15 protein-coding genes and 1 pseudogene are annotated in these 16,970 nt (G+C 69.4%); 8 read left to right on the top strand and 8 right to left on the bottom strand.

All coding sequences use genetic code 11. The features are described from left to right. The first annotated feature begins 146 nt into the window (after positions 1–146). The 5 genes from OHS16_RS27175 to OHS16_RS27155 all read left to right on the top strand — a co-directional run bounded on the left by OHS16_RS27175 (position 147) and on the right by OHS16_RS27155 (position 5,974). Positions 147–1,415 (top strand): RICIN domain-containing protein, encoded by a 1,269-nt coding sequence (locus tag OHS16_RS27175; protein ID WP_328539874.1) that lies wholly within the window; start codon positions 147–149, stop codon positions 1,413–1,415. Continuing rightward, positions 1,415–2,782 (top strand): ricin-type beta-trefoil lectin domain protein, encoded by a 1,368-nt coding sequence (locus tag OHS16_RS27170; RefSeq protein WP_328539873.1) that lies wholly within the window; start codon positions 1,415–1,417, stop codon positions 2,780–2,782. Before OHS16_RS27175 ends, OHS16_RS27170 begins: the two co-directional genes overlap by 1 nt. Before the next feature lie 79 nt (positions 2,783–2,861). After that, positions 2,862–4,115, top strand: coding sequence for a ThuA domain-containing protein (locus OHS16_RS27165; RefSeq protein ID WP_328539872.1), 1,254 nt, complete (start codon positions 2,862–2,864; stop codon positions 4,113–4,115). A 269-nt stretch (positions 4,116–4,384) separates the two neighbouring features. After that, positions 4,385–5,017, top strand: coding sequence for a DUF5995 family protein (locus OHS16_RS27160; protein ID WP_443042799.1), 633 nt, complete (start codon positions 4,385–4,387; stop codon positions 5,015–5,017). A gap of 24 nt (positions 5,018–5,041) precedes the next feature. Then, on the top strand, positions 5,042–5,974 hold the full coding sequence (locus OHS16_RS27155; protein ID WP_328539870.1) for an LLM class F420-dependent oxidoreductase: 933 nt from the start codon (positions 5,042–5,044) through the stop codon (positions 5,972–5,974). A 60-nt stretch (positions 5,975–6,034) separates the two neighbouring features. On the opposite strand, the gene OHS16_RS27150 is transcribed toward OHS16_RS27155, so the two are convergent. From OHS16_RS27150 to OHS16_RS27140, 3 genes are all read right to left on the bottom strand, one after another. Next, the gene (locus OHS16_RS27150; protein ID WP_328539869.1) at positions 6,035–7,729 is read right to left on the bottom strand and encodes a flavin monoamine oxidase family protein; all 1,695 of its coding nucleotides are present in this window, start codon (positions 7,727–7,729) and stop codon (positions 6,035–6,037) included. A gap of 55 nt (positions 7,730–7,784) precedes the next feature. Beyond that, on the bottom strand, positions 7,785–8,582 hold the full coding sequence (locus tag OHS16_RS27145) for a carbon-nitrogen hydrolase family protein (RefSeq protein ID WP_328539868.1): 798 nt from the start codon (positions 8,580–8,582) through the stop codon (positions 7,785–7,787). A 216-nt stretch (positions 8,583–8,798) separates the two neighbouring features. After that, positions 8,799–9,251 carry an Lrp/AsnC family transcriptional regulator gene (locus tag OHS16_RS27140; protein ID WP_328539867.1) on the bottom strand — a complete coding sequence of 151 codons (453 nt, stop codon included), beginning with the start codon at positions 9,249–9,251 and terminating at the stop codon, positions 8,799–8,801. A gap of 246 nt (positions 9,252–9,497) precedes the next feature. On the opposite strand from OHS16_RS27140, the gene OHS16_RS27135 reads away from it, so the two are divergent. Further along, complete coding sequence (locus OHS16_RS27135; protein WP_328541004.1) at positions 9,498–9,857, top strand: ATP-binding protein; 360 nt, start codon at positions 9,498–9,500, stop codon at positions 9,855–9,857. A gap of 143 nt (positions 9,858–10,000) precedes the next feature. On the opposite strand, the gene OHS16_RS27130 is transcribed toward OHS16_RS27135, so the two are convergent. From OHS16_RS27130 to OHS16_RS27110, 5 genes are all read right to left on the bottom strand, one after another. Beyond that, positions 10,001–10,873 carry an RNA polymerase sigma factor SigF gene (locus OHS16_RS27130; protein WP_443042701.1) on the bottom strand — a complete coding sequence of 291 codons (873 nt, stop codon included), beginning with the start codon at positions 10,871–10,873 and terminating at the stop codon, positions 10,001–10,003. 201 nt (positions 10,874–11,074) lie between these two features. Further along, positions 11,075–12,517, bottom strand: coding sequence for a GuaB1 family IMP dehydrogenase-related protein (locus OHS16_RS27125; protein WP_328539865.1), 1,443 nt, complete (start codon positions 12,515–12,517; stop codon positions 11,075–11,077). 174 nt (positions 12,518–12,691) lie between these two features. Further along, complete coding sequence (locus OHS16_RS27120) at positions 12,692–12,856, bottom strand: hypothetical protein (RefSeq protein ID WP_328539864.1); 165 nt, start codon at positions 12,854–12,856, stop codon at positions 12,692–12,694. After that, positions 12,853–13,077 carry a hypothetical protein gene (locus tag OHS16_RS27115; protein ID WP_328539863.1) on the bottom strand — a complete coding sequence of 75 codons (225 nt, stop codon included), beginning with the start codon at positions 13,075–13,077 and terminating at the stop codon, positions 12,853–12,855. Before OHS16_RS27115 ends, OHS16_RS27120 begins: the two co-directional genes overlap by 4 nt. A gap of 76 nt (positions 13,078–13,153) precedes the next feature. Continuing rightward, positions 13,154–14,416: an NAD(P)/FAD-dependent oxidoreductase gene (locus OHS16_RS27110; RefSeq protein ID WP_328539862.1), complete on the bottom strand. Its 1,263-nt coding sequence runs from the start codon at positions 14,414–14,416 to the stop codon at positions 13,154–13,156. 415 nt (positions 14,417–14,831) lie between these two features. On the opposite strand from OHS16_RS27110, the pseudogene OHS16_RS27100 reads away from it, so the two are divergent. Beyond that, positions 14,832–15,306, top strand: a pseudogene (locus tag OHS16_RS27100) (DUF4383 domain-containing protein). Positions 15,307–15,413: 107 nt separating this feature from the next. Continuing rightward, on the top strand, positions 15,414–16,940 hold the full coding sequence (locus tag OHS16_RS27095; protein ID WP_328539861.1) for an SDR family oxidoreductase: 1,527 nt from the start codon (positions 15,414–15,416) through the stop codon (positions 16,938–16,940). The last annotated feature ends 30 nt before the right edge of the window (positions 16,941–16,970 follow it).

Raw genomic sequence — 16,970 nt, 5'->3', positions numbered from 1 at the left:
TCGTCGGAAGTGTTGACGCTCCCAGCCGCCGGCCATTAAATCGACTCTTGAAATAAGTCATGAGGTAAGCCGCCCAGGGAGCTCTGCACGCCACCTCATGTCAGGAGCATGACCATACTCTCGACGTCCCGACCAAGGAGTCCGGCATGTCGGCATCAGCCCCCCATAGACGCATCCGCCCCCTCGCCCTGCTCGCATCGGCCGCGCTGATCCTCTGCGGCTGGCTTCCGCAGGCAGCGTCCCAGCAGTCCCCCGGCACCGCCCCGGCAGCGGCCACCGCCACCTTCACCGACGACTTCGACGGCTCGGCCGGAAGCGCGGTCGACAGCTCCAAATGGGGCTACGAGACCGGCGACAACGTCAACAACCACGAGCGGGAGTACTACACCAGCGGCACTCACAACGCCGCCCTCGACGGCCAGGGACACCTGGTCATCACCGCCCGGAAGGAGAACCCGGCCAACTACCAGTGCTGGTACGGCACATGCCAGTACACATCGGCCCGGCTCTCCACCCCCACGAAGTTCACCCAGGCATACGGTCATTTCGAGACCCGGATGAAGCTCCCGCGGGGTCAGGGCATGTGGCCCGCCTTCTGGATGCTCGGCAATGACATCGGATCGGCGGGCTGGCCCAACAGCGGTGAGATCGACGTCATGGAGAACGTCGGCTTCGAACCGGGCAGTGTGCACGGCACCATTCACGGTCCCGGCTACTCCGGTGCGGCCGGCATCGGCGCCGGGTACACCCTCCCGAACGGGCAGAGCTTCTCCGACGCGTTCCACACCTTCGCCGTCGACTGGGCGCCCAACTCGATCTCCTGGTCCGTCGACGGGCAGGTGTACGAGACCCGCACCCCGGCCGACCTGAACGGCAACCGGTGGGTGTTCGACCACCCCTTCTACCTGATCATGAACCTCGCCGTCGGCGGCTACTGGCCCGGTGACCCGGACGGGAACACCGCCTTCCCGCAGCAGTTGGTCGTCGACTACGTCCACGTCACCAGCGGAAGCACGTCAGGGGGCGGCGGCAGCGCCCACCCGATCACCGGCATCGGCGGGATGTGCGTCGATGTGGCCGGAGGGAGCAGCGCGAACGGCACGCCGATCCAGCTGCACGGCTGCAACGGCAACAGCGCGCAGTCCTGGACGGTGGGCACCGACGGGACGGTGCGCGCCCTCGGCAAGTGCCTGGACGTCGCAGCCGCGGGTACCGCCAGCGGCACCCCGGTCCAGCTCTACGACTGCAACGGCACCGGCGCGCAGAAGTGGACCGTGAGCGGCGCCCACGACATCGTCAACCCAGCCTCGAACAAGTGTCTCGACGCGACCGGCAACAGCTCGGCGGACGGCACGAGACTCCAGATCTGGGACTGCTCCGGAGCCGCCAGCCAGAAGTGGAACGTGACGGGCTGATGAAGAGAACCGCGACCCTCCTCTCCGCGGCCCTGGCGGCAGGCGCCCTGGGCACACTCGGCATCACCCCGGCCTCCGGCGCCGATCCCACGGGACCGATCAGCGGCTACGGCGGCAAGTGCGTCGACGTGGCATCGGCGAGCAGCGCCAACGGTGCCGCGGTGCAGTTGTACGACTGCAACGGCTCGGGCGCGCAGTCGTGGACCGTCGCAGCCGACGGCAGTCTGAAGGCCCTCGGCAAGTGCATGGACGTCACAGCGGCCGGGACGGCGAACGGCTCAAAGATCCAGCTGTACGACTGCAACGGCACCAGCGCCCAGAAGTGGACGGCGTCCGGTGGCCGGCTGGTGAACACCGGCTCCGGCCGGTGTCTCGACGCCACGGGCCCGGGCTCGGCCAACGGCACCCGACTGCAGATCTGGGACTGTGCCGGAAGCGCCAACCAGCAGTGGACCGTCCCCACCGGCACGACCACCCCGCCTGCCGGCGGCGGGGTGCAGGCCGTGGCTCCGTATCTCTACAACGGGTGGGGCAGCCCGCCGGACCCGACGACGATCATGTCGGCGACGGGAGTCAAGTGGTTCACCCTTGCCTTCGTCCTCAGTAACGGTTCCTGCAATCCCCAGTGGGACGGCAGCCGGGCGCTTACCGGCGGTGTGGACCAGAGCACCGTCAACCGGATCCGTGCGGCAGGCGGCGACGTGGTCCCGTCCTTCGGCGGCTACAGCGGCAACAAGCTGGAGTCCTCCTGCACCAGCGCGAGCGCGCTCGCCGGGGCGTACCAGAAGGTCATCAACACCTACGGCCTCAAGGCGATCGACATCGACATCGAGGCCGACGCCTACAGCAACGCCACCGTCCAGCAGCGCACCGTCGACGCTCTGAAGACCATCAAGGCCAACAACCCCGGCATCACCGAGTACGTCACCATCGGCACCGGACAGAGCGGCCCCGACACCGGGCTGATCGACAAGGCGGCCGCATCCGGCCTCACCGTGGACGCCTGGACGATCATGCCGTTCGACTTCGGCGGCGCGGGACAGAACATGGGCACCCTCACCGTTCGGGCCGCCGACGGGCTCAGGAACGCACTGAAGAACGCCTATGGATACAGCGACGACCAGGCGTACCGGCACAGCGGAATCTCCTCGATGAACGGCGTCACCGACAACAGCGAGACCGTCACCGTCGCGGACTTCCGCACGATCCTCGGCTACGCCCAGCAGCACCACCTCGCCCGGCTGACCTTCTGGTCCGCCAACCGGGACCGGCCGTGTGCCGGTGGCTATCCGAACGACGACACCTGCTCCGGAGTATCCCAGCAGCCCTGGGAGTTCACCCGGACCCTCGCGCAGTACGGCGGGTGAGGCTCACGGCTCCCGGCCACCGGGAGCCGTGAGCACCACCGCCCCCCACCGCCCCGTCGCGCACAGGAGGAACCTGTCGATGGCATCAAAACGCTCGCCACATCCGCTGTCCCGGACGTTCGTGAGGCTGCTCGCACTCTGCGCCGTACTGCTCGGCCTCACGGTGGCCCCGGCCTCGGGCGCCACCCGGACCGCCGCGCCCGCCTTCAAGGTGCTCGCCTTCTACGACGGCACCTATGACGCGGCGCACATCAGCTTCGTGCACGAGGCCAACCAGTGGTTCCCGCAGGCCGCGGCCGCGAACGGCTTCTCGTACACCTCGACCAACGACTGGAGTCAGCTCAACACGGCCAACCTGGCCAACTACCAGGTCGTGCTCTTCCTCGACAACTACCCGCAGACGGCCGCGCAGCAGAGCGCCTTCAAGACCTACATGGACAACGGCGGCGGCTGGATGGGTTTCCACGTGTCCGCCTACAACGACGCCACCCCGAGTGACTGGTCCTGGTACCACAACACTTTCCTGGGCACCGGCACCTTCAAGAGCAACACCTGGGGTCCGACAGCGGAGACGCTGAGGATCGACGACCCTGACCACCCGTCGATGGCCGGGCTGCCCGCCACCATCACTTCATCGGTCAGCGAGTGGTACAGCTGGAACAACGATCTCCGCAAGAACCCGGACATCGACGTCCTGGCGTCCCTCGACCCCTCCACCTTCCCGGTGGGCACCGATCCGAACCAGACCTGGTACAGCGGCGACTACCCGATCATCTGGACCAATCGCAACTACCGGATGCTGTACGCCAACTTCGGCCACAACGCGATGAACTACGACACCAACACGGCGCTGTCCTCGACGTTCGCCAGCGATCAGCAGAACCAGTTCCTGATCAACGGTCTGAAGTGGCTGGGCGGCACCGGTGGTACGACTCCGCCCGGCGACGGCACGGCCACCGGAGCCATCACGGGCTACGGCGGCAAGTGCGTCGATGTCCCCGGGGCCGGCACCGCGAACGGAACCGCGGTGCAGCTGTACGACTGCAACGGTACGGCGGCCCAGAAATGGACAGCGGGCACCGACGGCACGGTGAAGGCACTGGGCAAGTGCCTCGACGTGACAGCCGCAGGCACCGCCAACGGCACCAGGACACAGCTCTGGGACTGCAACGGCACCGGCGCCCAGAAATGGACAGCCCGCGACGGAGCCCTGGTGAACGCCGGATCCGGTCGCTGCCTCGACGCCACCGGACCCAGCTCGGCCAACGGCACCAGGCTGCAGATCTGGGACTGCACGGGGAGCGCCAACCAGAGGTGGCAGCTTCCCGGATGATCTTGGCGTCCGGTGCCCGGACGAACCGTATGTGACGACGGGCTCCCCCGGGCCGCTTCCCCCGTTCTGAGGAAGTACCGGCGTGACACGGCCCGGGGGGAGCGGGGGGCTGCGAGGCTGTGCCCATGGTGCAGACGGAACGTTCCGCAGCCAGGACCGGCATGGCCGGGCGGCCGCTCACCGGCGGGCTGCCGTTCTCCGGTGAGTTGTCGCTCACCGGCGGGCTGCCGCTCTCCGGTGAGTTGTCGGTGGACGGTGTGCTGGCCCGGATGCACGCGTTCCGGATCTCCTGGCCGCCCGCGGACGGAGTGGCCGTGTTCAACCAGGTCTATCTGACGGTCACCGAGGAGATCGGCCGGCGTATCGGGACCGGACAGTTCACGGATCCGCAGGCAGCGGCGACCCTTGATGTGCTGTTCGCGGGACGCTATCTGGCGGCCGTCGACGCCGAGACCGACGGCCGGAGGCCCCCGGCCTGCTGGCGGCCGCTCTTCCAGCACCGGCACCATCCCGGGGTACGGCCACTGCAGTTCGCCCTGGCCGGCATCAATGCTCATATCGGCCACGACCTCGCGCTGGCCGTGATCGACAGCTGCCGGCTGCTCGGCTGCGAACCGGCGGCGCTGGAGGGCGAGTTCGACCGGGTGGGCGATGTTCTTGTGCTGCTGGAGGAGCAGATCCGTGAGGACCTGATGCCGGGCCCCGACCTCCTGGAGATCGCCGACCCGCTCACCCATCTGCTCGGCACCTGGAGCCTGGAGCGGGCGCGGGACGCCGCCTGGTCGGCCGCCCGGATTCTCTGGGGGCTGCGGGAACTCCCCTTGCTGGCAGACGAGTTCAGAGAGCGGATGGACTCGGGTATCGGCCTGGTCGGCCGGTACCTGCTCACTCCGCTGCGCTGACATCCGTGGAAATGGAGCACCTGTATGGCGATCCCGCTCGGTCTAGGCCTGCCCCAGACGAAGCAGTACGCCATCGGCCGCGATGTGCCCGCCGTGGCCCGCGCTGCCGAGGAGACCGGATACCGGTCCCTGTGGGTCTTCGAACGCATTCTCTTCCCCGAGCCGCAGACCCAGGGGCTCTACGGCATCCCGGGGCTGCCCTGGCCCGACCGGTACCGCTCGGTCGCCGATCCCCTGGTGACGCTGGCCCTTGCCTGCGCGGTGACCGAACGGGCCAGGCTGGGCACCAGCGTGCTGGTCGCCCCGCTGCACATACCCTTCCAGCTGGCCCGAACCCTGGCCTCGCTGGACGCGGCGAGCGGCGGCCGGATGGTGGCCGGAATCGGCACGGGCTGGTCCAGGGACGAGTACCTGGCCGCCGCGGTGGCGCCGTTCCAGCGGCGCGGCGCGTTCCTGGACGAACTGCTCGATGTCTTCCATGCGGTGTGGGGCGCCGACCCGGTCTCGTACGACGGCGAGTTCACCACGATCGCGGCTTCCGAGGTCGGCCCCAAGCCGGCCCGGCCGATTCCGGTTTTTCTGCCCGCCTCCGGCCCCCGCCCGACCCGGCGGCTGGTGGACCGGGCGGACGGCTGGATGCCGGTCGCCTCGGGCCCGGACAAACTGGCCGGGCAATGGCGGGAGATCCAGGCGCTGGCAGGTGAGCGGGGCCGCGAGCGTCCTCTGCGGGTGACGGTGCGGGTCAACGCCCGCTACAGCACAGACCCGTACACACGGGACGACCGCATCCCCTTCCAGGGCAGCGCGGAGCAGATCGTCGAGGATCTGGCCGCCCATGCCGAGGTGGGGGTGGCGGACGAGTTCCTGCTCGATCTGCAGGGGACGCCGCGGAGCGCGGACGAGCTGAGCGATGTGGCGGCCGAGGTGTACGCCGGGGCACGGGCCGCCGGCGTCTGAGGCCCCGCCCGCACGGTCCCCGGCGGCGCAGGGCCCGGCGATCCCCAGCCCCGGCGCCGCTCAGTCCTCCGGGAGTTCGACCGGGGCGATGTCGTCGAAGACGTCGCCGGGGCCGGGGTTGGTGGCGTCGGTCCCGCCACCGAACTGTGTCATCACGCCCCACACCGCGTTGAGCGCCGTCTGTACGGCGCCCTCCGCCCAGCCCGCCGTCCACGAGATGTCGTCGCCGGCCAGGAAGATCCCGCGCTTGTCCTCGGGCAGCCGGTCCTGCATGAAATGGGTGAACAGCCGCCGCTGATAGCGGTAGTGCCCCGGCAGGTTGGCCTTGAACGCACCCATGAAGTAGGGCTCGTTCTCCCAGGAGACGGTCACCGGGTTGCCGATGATGTGCTTCCGGATGTCGACGTTCGGGTAGATCTCGCCGAGCGACTTCAGCATGACGTCCATGCGTTCGTTCGGCGAGAGCGGCAGCCACTTCAGACTGTCGTCGCACCAGGTGTAGGAGAGGCAGATGACAGCGGGCCCGTCCGGTCCTTCGTCGAGGAGATACGTCCCGCGGGTCATCCGGTCGGTGAGCGTCATGGACATGGTGTCCCGTCCGGTCACCTCGTCCTTGTCCAGCCAGAAAGGCCGGTCCACGGGTACGAAGAGTTTGGACGACTCCATGTAGTGGGTGCGCTCCATCGCCGTCCAGTGGTCGATCGGGAAGAGCGAGTCATCGCAAGCGATCTTGGAGAGCAACAGCCAGGACTGCCCGGTGAAGATCGCCGCCCGGAAGGTGCGGATGTCGCCGGCCGCGTCGGTGACGGTGATCCGGTTGCCTGCGGTCCGGTTCAGCCGGGTCACGGCCGGGCGGGGCTCGCCCTGGTGGAGCGACGACAGCGAGGTACCGAGCGGCCAGTGCACGAGCTTCCGGGGTTCCCGGTCCCAGAGCCGCAGGGGCAGCTGCTGGCTGCCGCCGACAATGCCCCGGTGGTGGTCGTCCGCCTCGGTGTAGACGACCCGCAGGATCTCCAGGATGGAGTTGGGGAAGTCGGTGTCCCAGCCGCCCGTGCCGAAGCCGACCTGGCCGAAGATCTCCCGGTGCCGGAAGGACTTGAAGGCGTCGGAGGCACAGAGGAATCCGTAGAACGTCTGGTTGTCGAGCTTCTCGACGAGCTGTCCCCAGATCTCACGGATGCGCGGGACGTCGCGTTCGCGCATCGCCCGGTTCATGTCGGAGAAGTCGGCGCCCTCGTCCAGACAGGCGTTCCAGGCGTCCATCACATCGCGGTAGACCTGCGGCAGATCGGCGATGGTCTCGGCGTAGTGGGATTCCCCCTTGAGGTCGACGACGGTCGACGGGGTGGTGGGCGAGAGCGGGTTGGGGAACGGCCGGGTCTCGAGGCCCACCAGATCGATGTAGTGCTGGAGCGCCGTGGAGGACGGCGGGAAACGCATGGCGCCCATCTCGGCCGTCAGCGATGGGTCGCAGCCGTCGAATCCGACCGTGCGCAGCCGACCGCCGATCTGGTCCGCCTCGTAGACGACGGGCTTGAGGCCCATCTTCATCAGTTCGTAGGCGGCCACGATGCCGGAGAGCCCGCCGCCGATGACCGCGACCTCGCTGCCGTGCTCGGTTGCCGGTATCTGGCCGAGACCGGCCGGATGGGCGAGGAAGTCGTCGTAGGCATAAGGGAAGTCCGGCCCGAACATGGTGATCGGAGGCTGCGCGTCGCTGTGCTGGACGGCAGTGGTGGGCACCGTGGACGTCATGGGGCAGTGACTCCTTGCACGCGGATCATGAGGGGTGGTGAACGGCGGGTGCGGCTCAGACCAGAGAGGTGTACAGGCCGGGGCGGCGATCACGCAGGTAGGGGTTGCTGCCCCGCGAGGCGCGGAGGAGCCCGGGGTCGGCTTCGCCGACGATCAGCTCGTCGCCGCGCCCCGCGCGGGCCCTGACGGCGCCGTCAGGTCCGGCGAGACAGCTCAGGCCGACGAAGTCGAACTCGCCCTCCTGGCCGGTCCGGTTGACGTAAGCGATGTACATCTGGTTCTCGAAGGCACGCACCGGAACGAGCGAATCGGCGACGAACTGGAAGGGGTGCATCTGCGCGGTCGGGACCAGGAGGAGGTCGGTGCCTGCCAGTGCGTGGGCGCGGACGTTCTCAGGGAACTCCACGTCGTAGCAGACCATGACCCCGATGCGGAGACCCTTCAGCTCGGTCTGCACCACGGGGTTGTCCCCGGGAGTGAACCACTGCTGCTCGAAGCACCCGAAAAGGTGGGTCTTGCGGTAGTTCAGCTGCCGGGTCCCGTCCGCGGCGATGAGCTGGGCCGAGTTGTGGACCAGGTCTCCGGCGCGCTCGGGGTAGCCGTAGAGGACCGCGAGGGAATGCCGCAGGGCGATGTCGGCGACGGCCCGGGCGCCGGCTCCATCGGCGGTCTCGGCCAGCCGGGGCACGTCATCGCCGATCGCGTACCCGGTCAGGAACATCTCCGGGCACACCAGCAGCTCGGCGCCCGCAGCGGCCGCCCGCGCGGCGGCCTCGTCCAGCACCTTGAGGTTCCCGGCGACGGAGCCGGGGCGGCCGGAGCTCTGGAGCAGGGCGATACGCAGCGGCGGCATGGCAGACCTCGGACGGTACGGAAGAGCATTCTGGGGACGAATAGACGGTACGGTCCGCGGTTCAGCCGCGACAAGATGCGTCCGTTGCGCATCAATGCCCGATTCGTTGCGCCCCGACGAGCCGTCGCGGTGATCTCTTGCGTGACACAGGGCCGGGATCGCCGGCTGTGCTCCGGCCCACGCCGGGGGGGGGCAGGGCTCCCGGGGAAACAGCCCTCAGGTGGGTGAGCCCGATGAATACCGCCTGAGCAGCGGTGAAAGCACCAGGACCGACTTGGTGCGCTCCACGAAGGGCTCCCCCGCGATGCGTTCGAGTACCCGCTCGAAATGGCGCATGTCGGAAGCGAAGACCTGGACGATGGCGTCCGCCTCGCCGGTGACCGTGGACGCGGACGCCACTTCCGGGTTCCGTTCGAGACCGCGCCGGATTGCCTCGGGCGAGGTGTTGTGACGGCAGTAGATCTCGATGAAACCCTCGGTCTCCCAGCCCAGCGCGGCCGGGTCGACACGAACGGTGAAGCCGGTGATGGCTCCGTCCGCACGCAACCGGTCCACCCGCCGTTTCACCGCGGGCGCGGAGAGGCCGACCAGTGCGCCGATGTCGGCGAAGGTACGGCGGGCGTCTTCGGCGAGTGCATGCACGATGCGTGCGTCGAGCTCGTTCAACAAGGCCGGTGAGTCACTTCTGTGCGGTGCTGGGGGCGGGAGCGGCGCGTCCCGCTGCCAGCAGTAGAACACGAGCCCGCGGCCCGTCCCGACCTGCCGGGCCACATCGCCGGGGGCCGGTCAGGACGTCCGGGCACCCCGATGCCCGACCGGATTTCCGCCGCCAGCGAACCACAGGTACGCGAGTGATGGATCGCCGCAGGCGGGGTATGCGAGCGGGAGATGACTTAGGAGCCGCCCGTGGTTGTCATGGATGCGCCGCTGGCAGACAGTGCCACGGCCCGCGAAGCCGCCACCCGTTTCATGTCCCAGCACTGCCCCTGGGCAGATATCGATGCCGTGCTGCTCGTGATCAGCGAGCTCGTGGCCAACGCCGCCCGGCACACCGCCGGCTGGTGGCGGCTTCGGCTGCGGGTGGACGCGGAGCAGCTGGTGGTGGAGATGGACGACGAGAGCCCCGCCCATCCGGTCGCCAGGGAGCCCGACTTCGCGGGCGGCGGCGGGTTCGGCTGGCACATGGTGCTGCGGCTCGCGGGAAGGGTCGAGATCAGCCCCCGGCCCCAGGGCAAGACCGTCCGGGCTATCTGGGCCCGGCCGGCGATGGGCTGAACGCGACCGCTGCGCTCAGCACCCGGCAGAGCGCCGCCGCCTTCGGGCGCCGCTCCCGTGGTAAGGCCTGGGGTTCCACACGATCCCGGATCTCCGCGATCTCCGTGTGGTCCCTCATGCGGGGGACGCGCCTGCGGCAGTTGTCATTCCTCGGCGAGCAGTCCGGTGCGCAGGCGCGCGGTGATCCGCGCGAGCAGCCGGGACACATGCATCTGGGACACGCCGAGCTCCGCCCCGATCTGCGCCTGGGTGAGCTCGTCGCCGTACCGCATCCGCAGGATCCGCCGGTCCCGCTCGTCGAGCTGCTCGACGAGGGGCCTGAGCGCGGCGACATTCTCGACCAGGTCCATGTCCGGGTCGATCTCACCGAGCCGGTCCGCGAGAGTGTGCCTGCTGCCGGGCGCGTCGTCGAAGGGGACGTCGATGGAGCCCGCCGTGTAGCCGTTGGCCGCCACCAGGCCCTCGACGATCTCCTCCTCGTCCATTCCGAGGTGGTCGGCCAGCTCCGCGGCGGTCGGCGAGCGGTCGAGCGTCTGGAACAGCTCGTCGGAGGCCTTGGCCAGCGCGATCCTCAGCTCCTGGAGGCGGCGCGGCACGTGAACGGACCAACTGGTGTCACGGAAGAAACGCTTGATCTCGCCGATGATGCACGGCATGGCGAACGTCGCGAACTCCACCTCACGGGTGAGCTCGAACCGGTCGATGGCCTTGATCAGCCCGATCGTGCCGACCTGGACGATGTCCTCCATCTGGTCGGAGCGGCTGCGGAAGCGGGCTGCGGCGAACCTCACCAGCGAGAGGTTCAGCTCGATCAGCGTGTTGCGCGCGTACTGGTAGTCGTGGCTGCCTTCCTCGAGCACGGCGAGCCGCGCGAAGAAGTTTCTGGAGAGTTCACGCGCGTCCCGGGGTGCCACCTTCCCGGGCCTCTCCACGTACGGGAGATCCTTACCGGCCGGGGCCGAGGGCCGGGCAACGTGCGGTGCGAGTCCAGTCGGGACTGTGATCGCCATGGACACGGTGTCCTCCCCATCTCGTGCTCCGGCTGCGTGCGCATGTGCCGACTACCCGGTATGCCGTACTCCATACGTGGGATACAGCGTCACCGCGTCAGTTGCACCGCATGGTGGCCGGTTTTCGCGGGAGCAGCCGCCTTCCGGGAGCCCGGGAACGCCGGAACCGGCCGCCGCGGTGCGGGGGCCGGCTCCGGTGCGTGACGATCATCCCCAACTGGCGTGCAGCGGCTTGCCCTCGGCGTAGCCGGCCGCGCTCTGCACACCGACGATCGCCCTCTCGGCGAACTCCTCCAGGGAGTTCGCACCGGCGTAGGTGCAGGAGGAACGGACGCCCGCGATGATCGAGTCGATCAGATCCTCGACGCCCGGGCGCGCCGGGTCGAGGAACATCCGCGAAGTGGAGATGCCCTCTTCGAACAGCCCCTTGCGGGCACGGTCGTAGGCCGACTCCTCGCTCGTGCGGTTGCGGACGGCGCGGGCCGACGCCATACCGAAGGACTCCTTGTACCAGCGGCCGTCCGCGGACTGCTGGAGGTCGCCGGGCGATTCGTAGGTACCCGCGAACCAGGACCCGATCATGACGTTGGACGCTCCGGCGGCCAGCGCCATGGCTACGTCGCGCGGGTGGCGGACACCGCCGTCCGCCCAGACGTGCTTGCCGAACTTCCGCGCCTCGGTGGCGCATTCGAGCACGGCCGAGAACTGCGGACGCCCCACTCCGGTCATCATCCGGGTGGTGCACATCGCGCCCGGGCCCACCCCGACCTTGATGATGTCAGCGCCGGCCTCGATGAGATCGCGGACCCCTTCGGCGGCGACGATGTTGCCGGCCACGATCGGCACCGCGGGGTCGAGCGCGCGGACCGCCCTGACGGCCGCGATCATCGACTCCTGGTGACCGTGCGCGGTGTCCACGACGATGGTGTCCGCGCCCGCGTCGAGCAGCTGCTTGGCCTTGCCGGCCACATCTCCGTTGATGCCGACGGCCGCGGCGATGCGCAGCCTTCCCTGGGCGTCCACGGCCGGGGTGTAGAGGGTCGCGCGCAGCGCGCCCCTGCGGGTCAGGATGCCGACCAGCTTGCCGTCCGGGTCGACCGCCGGGGCGTAGCGGCGGTTGGCACTGTCGAGCCTGTTGAACGCCTCACGGGGATCGATGGCCGCGTCGAGCAGGACCAGGTCCTTCGACATGACCTCGGACAGCTGGGTGAAGCGGTCGACCCCGGCCAGGTCCTCATCCGTGACGACCCCGACCGGCCTGCCCTCGTCGTCGACGACGACACCCGCGTTGTGCGCACGCTTGGGCAGCAGGGACAGCGCGTCGGCGACGGTCTGGGAAGGCGCGAGCACGATCGGGGTGTCCAGCACCAGGTGGCGTGTCTTCACCCAGCCGATGACTTCGGTGACGACCTCGATCGGGATGTCCTGCGGAATGACCACGAGCCCGCCGCGGCGGGCGATCGTCTCGGCCATCCGGCGGCCCGCGATGGCGGTCATGTTCGCGACGACCAGCGGGATGGTGGTGCCTGTGCCGTCGGGAGCGGACAGGTCGACGCCCTGCCGGGAGCCGACCGCGGAGCGGCTCGGCACCATGAACACATCGTCGTATGTGAGGTCGTAAGGCGGCTTCAAGTCATTGAGGAAACGCATGCTAACTCTCTCACCTGCGGTTTTAAAGAATGGGCGGGCGGGAAGTCAGCTCCGTCCAGCGAGGGATCAGGCTGCGGCTCCTACGCCATCATCTCCGATGGCCCACCCTTCTGGCGAGCCGGCACCTCCCGCTCTGTGCCTTCCGCCAGAGGTCGCGGAAGGGTCTTGGTGTCTTCATCCAAGGCTCAGCAGCACCTGCGGAAGCTTCTTCTCCACTTCGTCGGCGAGCCGCTCGAACTCGCCCCGCAGGAATGGCCCGGCCAGCTTCAGCGGTCCCTGGAAGCGGAGAATCGCCCGGTAGGTGATCCGGGTGCCTGTGCCGGCGGTCTCGAAGGTCATGTCGTCGAGGACTCGACCTTCGGACCTTCTCCCACGAACGTCAGGCGGCGCGGCTCGAGCCGCGTCAGCCGGTAGGTGAGCTCGGTCTCCCGGCCCCGGAACTCGGAGACGTTGCGCCAGGTCGCGCCGGGCAGCACGGGGCCGGTGTCAAGCCTGCGGCAGGTCTTCGTCCCCGGATCCCACTCCTCGGTGCGGGAGAAGTCCTTCAGGTAGTCGATCACGGTGTCGACCGGACGGTCGACCGGATGGTCCGTTCCACGCTGACCACGGTGGTCTCCTTGTTCTGTCGCCGGTGGGTCATGCCCTGCTGCGGCTGCGCCTACCCAGGTCCTCGAGTACTTCCCTCGCGGCCCGCGCCCCGGAGGCGAGTGCCCCCTGCACCGAGCCGGTGGCGCGGTGGTCTCCGCACACGTACCGGCCGGGAGCCGTCCGCGAGGTACGGCTCAGCGGCCACGGGGGGAGCATCGCGGGCAGCGCGTCCTCGATCGTCCGGGCGGCGAGCAGCTCCCAGGTCGCGGTACGGGTGCCGTAGACGTCCGCCAGGTCCTCGCGCAGTCCCTCCTCCCGGCCGGGCAGGTCCCGGCCGAGCAGGGACGTGGAGATGAGCGACCGGCCGGCCGGCGCGTAGGGCGGCGCCACCTCGCTCAGCACACAGGTGTTCAGGAAGCGGCGCTGCCGGTCCACGAGCAGCGTCGGCTCGCGCAGCGGTGAAGCGGCCGCCGCGTGGTAGTAGGTCGTCACCGTGCGGCCGGGAGGAACGTCGAGACCCGGAAGGAGCGCCGCTGCCGCGCGAGCTCCGGTGGCCACGACCACGGCCGCCGCCTCCCGCCCCGTACCGTCCTGGAGGCCGACACCCGAGCCGGTGAGTGCGCGGACCGGGGTCCCTAGGTGCAGCACGCCCGGCGGCAGACCCTGTGCGAGTTGCGCCGGAACCGCTCCGATACCCGCCGCCGGCAGACAGAGGGTGCCGCGGAGCATGCTGCGCCAGACCAGGTGGAAGAAGCGGGAGGACGTTTCCAGCTCGTCCTCCAGAAGGACTCCGGAGAGAAACGGCCGGAAGAACTCCTCCGTCAGTCCCTCCGAGATCCCGGCATCGGCGAGCGCCGTGAGTGTCGTACGGTCCGCGCGGCGCTTCAGCGGGCCCACCGGCCCGAACATGTCGCGCAGGCTCAGCAGTCCCAGCGCCAGCAGGTCGCGTGCCGGGGCGAGCCGACCCGGCAGGAGATCGGCGGCGGCGCCGGGCCGGCGGGTGGGATCGGTGAAGCGCAGCCTTCCGGACGGAGTGTGCACCAGAGCCCCTGGCGTGAAGGGCCGCAGGGAGAGGTCCCGGAGCCGCACCCGCCGCTTCACCTGTGGGTAGGACGTGTTGAAGACCTGGAACCCCCGGTCCAGAAGAAAGCCGTCCTGCCGGTCGGTCCGCATCCTGCCGCCGGCCGCGTCCGACGCTTCCAGCACCTCTACGGACAGTCCTGCCCCGCACAGGTCGCCCGCACAGGCCAGGCCCGCCAGTCCGGCACCGATCACGATGACATCGGGGCGAGGGCCCTGGTTGTCCGCCATGGAGTCTCACCTTTCACGCCACCGGTCAACGCGCCCGGGCCTCTCAGTAGACGCTCTTCCGGAGATGTTTTCTCCCCGGGACCGGTGAAGGGGTGGGACCGGTGGAGGGGTGCCGTCAGCCGGATCCCGCGGGGACCACCAGCTCGATGGCTTCACGGAGGCCGCCGGGACGCCGGGTACCCGGAACGGGCGGCCCGGCCCACCCCGGCCCCGCGATCAGCACCGCCGGGCGTCTGCGTGCGCCGCGTCCCCCCCACTCGATCGCGGTCAGGTGCTGGGCCAGTGGACGACTGGCCGTGCCCCGCGACTGTGACCACAGGCCACCCCGCGCACGGACCGGTGCGCCGTACCGCTTCGTCCAGCGCACCGGCGGGCAGAGCCGCGCCGAACATGGACCGGGGCCGCCGTCTTCGGTCTGATTCTGCTGGTGTTCGGCAGCCTGGGATTCGCGGACCAGCTGGACCTCTTCAACACCCGGGCTCCCAGGTCGCCGGGTTGTCCGCCAACGGGCTCCTCAGCACGGTGTCACTTCGTCGGTCTCATCCTCATCGGCGGAGCCGTCATCGGCGGCAACATCGTGTCGACGGTCAACACGACCGTGGGCACACTGTTCCTGCTCAGCGGTTTCGCCCACATCTTCATTCTCGACCGGCCGGCAAACGTCCTCGGCTTCGGAATGTCCAATGTGATCTTCTGCTTCGTGATGGGGCTGCTCATCCTGACCTTCGGCGTGTACGGGCGGGTCACCGGCGGCCTCCCCGCACGACAACCCGTACTGGCGCGAGCGCCATCAGGCCGCCGGGAGTGCGAAGACCCCCGCCGATATCACCAGCGGCGGGCGCTCCGCTACTGCCGTTCCGCCGCCCCCGGGAAGGGGCACCACCCGGTGATCCGCCCGGCCTGCGGATCTCCGGTGCCGCGTCCACCGTAAGCGGCCCGCGAGACGCAAGGATGGACACAACCGACATATGACCGCATTCGAGATGTTGAGGCTTCGATGAGCGACGGCGAGGACACGACCGCACCACGCTGCCTGGTGACCGGCGCGACGGGCTACATCGGCGGCAGACTCGTACCGGAACTGCTCGCGGCCGGCCACCGGGTGCGCTGTCTGGCCCGGACTCCGAAAAAGCTGCGCGACTATCCGTGGACCTCCCGGGCCGAAGTGGTCCAGGGCGATGTCACCGACGCCGCATCGGTTGCCGCGGCCATGCAGGGTGTCGACGTGGCGTACTACCTGGTGCACGCGCTGGGCACCGGACCAGGATTCGAGGAGACGGACCGCACCGGAGCCCGGATCTTCGCCGAGCAGGCAAGGGCCGCGGGGGTCCGGCGCATCGTGTATCTCGGCGGCCTCACTCCCGAAGGGGTCCCCGATGAGGAACTGTCCCCGCACCTGCGTTCCCGCGCCGAGGTCGGCCGCATCCTCCTCGACTCGGGCGTGCCGACCACCGTGCTCCGAGCCGCGGTGATCATCGGCTCCGGGTCGGCCTCCTTCGAGATGCTCCGCTATCTCACCGAGCGGCTGCCGGTCATGGTGACCCCCAGCTGGGTGCACACCCGCATCCAGCCGATCGCCGTCCGCGATGTGCTGCGGTATCTGGTGGGAAGCGCGCGGATGCCGGCCTCGGTGAGCCGGAGCTTCGACATCGGCGGCCCCGACGTGATCACGTACCGCGAGATGATGCGCCGTTACGCGATCGTCGCGGGCCTGCCTCACCGGCTCATCCTGCCCGTGCCGATGCTCACGCCCCGCCTGTCCAGCCACTGGATCGGTCTGGTGACACCGGTCCCCCGGTCCATTGCCCGGCCACTCGCCGAATCCCTGCGCTACGAGGTCGTCTGCGGCGAACACGACATCGCGCAGCATGTACCGGACGGGCCTGGGCAGCCCTTCACCTTCGGAACCGCTCTGAAGCTCGCCCTCCGGCGGGTGCAGGACGCCGATGTCACGACGCGTTGGTCGTCCGCATCCCTGCCCGGCGCACCGAGTGATCCCCTGCCGACCGATCCGGGCTGGGCGGGCGGAAGTCTCTACACCGACCACCGTGAGCTCACCGTGGACGCCTCACCGGAGGCGCTCTGGCGGGTGATCGAAGGGGTCGGCGGCGACCACGGATGGTATTCGTTCCCGCTCGCCTGGGCGGTCCGGGGCTGGCTGGACCGGCTGGCGGGCGGGGTGGGCCTGCGCCGCGGCAGGCGCGACGCCGAACACCTCAGGGTCGGGGACTCGCTGGACTTCTGGCGGGTCGAGGAGATCGAACCCGGGCATCTGCTGCGCCTGCGCGCCGAGATGCGGCTGCCCGGCCTCGCCTGGCTCGAGATGTACGCCGACCGGGATCCGTCGGGGCGCGCCCGCTACCGGCAGCGGGCCGTTTTCCATCCGCGCGGACTGCTCGGACATGTGTACTGGTGGAGCGTCTCGCCGTTCCACGCCATCGTGTTCGGCGGTATGGCACGCAATGTCACCGAGGCGGCCACGGGTGCACCGGCCCGCAGAACACCGCCCCGCGTCCGGCGCTGATCTCCACCCCTGGCAGGACACCTCGGCCAC

Source organism: Streptomyces sp. NBC_00344, assembly GCF_036088315.1.
Taxonomy (GTDB): domain Bacteria; phylum Actinomycetota; class Actinomycetes; order Streptomycetales; family Streptomycetaceae; genus Streptomyces.
Note: the sequence above shows the minus strand (reverse complement) of the source record. Positions and strands in the feature narration are given on the sequence as shown.

Bases quoted from the DNA above. Each gene is read 5' to 3' on its own strand.
- OHS16_RS27175 (WP_328539874.1), top strand. From the start codon at position 147: ATGTCGGCATCAGCCCCCCATAGACGCATCCGCCCCCTCGCCCTGCTC.
- OHS16_RS27170 (WP_328539873.1), top strand. From the start codon at position 1,415: ATGAAGAGAACCGCGACCCTCCTCTCCGCGGCCCTGGCGGCAGGCGCC.
- OHS16_RS27165 (WP_328539872.1), top strand. From the start codon at position 2,862: ATGGCATCAAAACGCTCGCCACATCCGCTGTCCCGGACGTTCGTGAGG.
- OHS16_RS27160 (WP_443042799.1), top strand. From the start codon at position 4,385: ATGCACGCGTTCCGGATCTCCTGGCCGCCCGCGGACGGAGTGGCCGTG.
- OHS16_RS27155 (WP_328539870.1), top strand. From the start codon at position 5,042: ATGGCGATCCCGCTCGGTCTAGGCCTGCCCCAGACGAAGCAGTACGCC.
- OHS16_RS27150 (WP_328539869.1), bottom strand. From the start codon at position 7,729: ATGACGTCCACGGTGCCCACCACTGCCGTCCAGCACAGCGACGCGCAG.
- OHS16_RS27145 (WP_328539868.1), bottom strand. From the start codon at position 8,582: ATGCCGCCGCTGCGTATCGCCCTGCTCCAGAGCTCCGGCCGCCCCGGC.
- OHS16_RS27135 (WP_328541004.1), top strand. From the start codon at position 9,498: ATGGATGCGCCGCTGGCAGACAGTGCCACGGCCCGCGAAGCCGCCACC.
- OHS16_RS27125 (WP_328539865.1), bottom strand. From the start codon at position 12,517: ATGCGTTTCCTCAATGACTTGAAGCCGCCTTACGACCTCACATACGAC.
- OHS16_RS27120 (WP_328539864.1), bottom strand. From the start codon at position 12,856: ATGACCTTCGAGACCGCCGGCACAGGCACCCGGATCACCTACCGGGCG.
- OHS16_RS27110 (WP_328539862.1), bottom strand. From the start codon at position 14,416: ATGGCGGACAACCAGGGCCCTCGCCCCGATGTCATCGTGATCGGTGCC.
- OHS16_RS27095 (WP_328539861.1), top strand. From the start codon at position 15,414: ATGAGCGACGGCGAGGACACGACCGCACCACGCTGCCTGGTGACCGGC.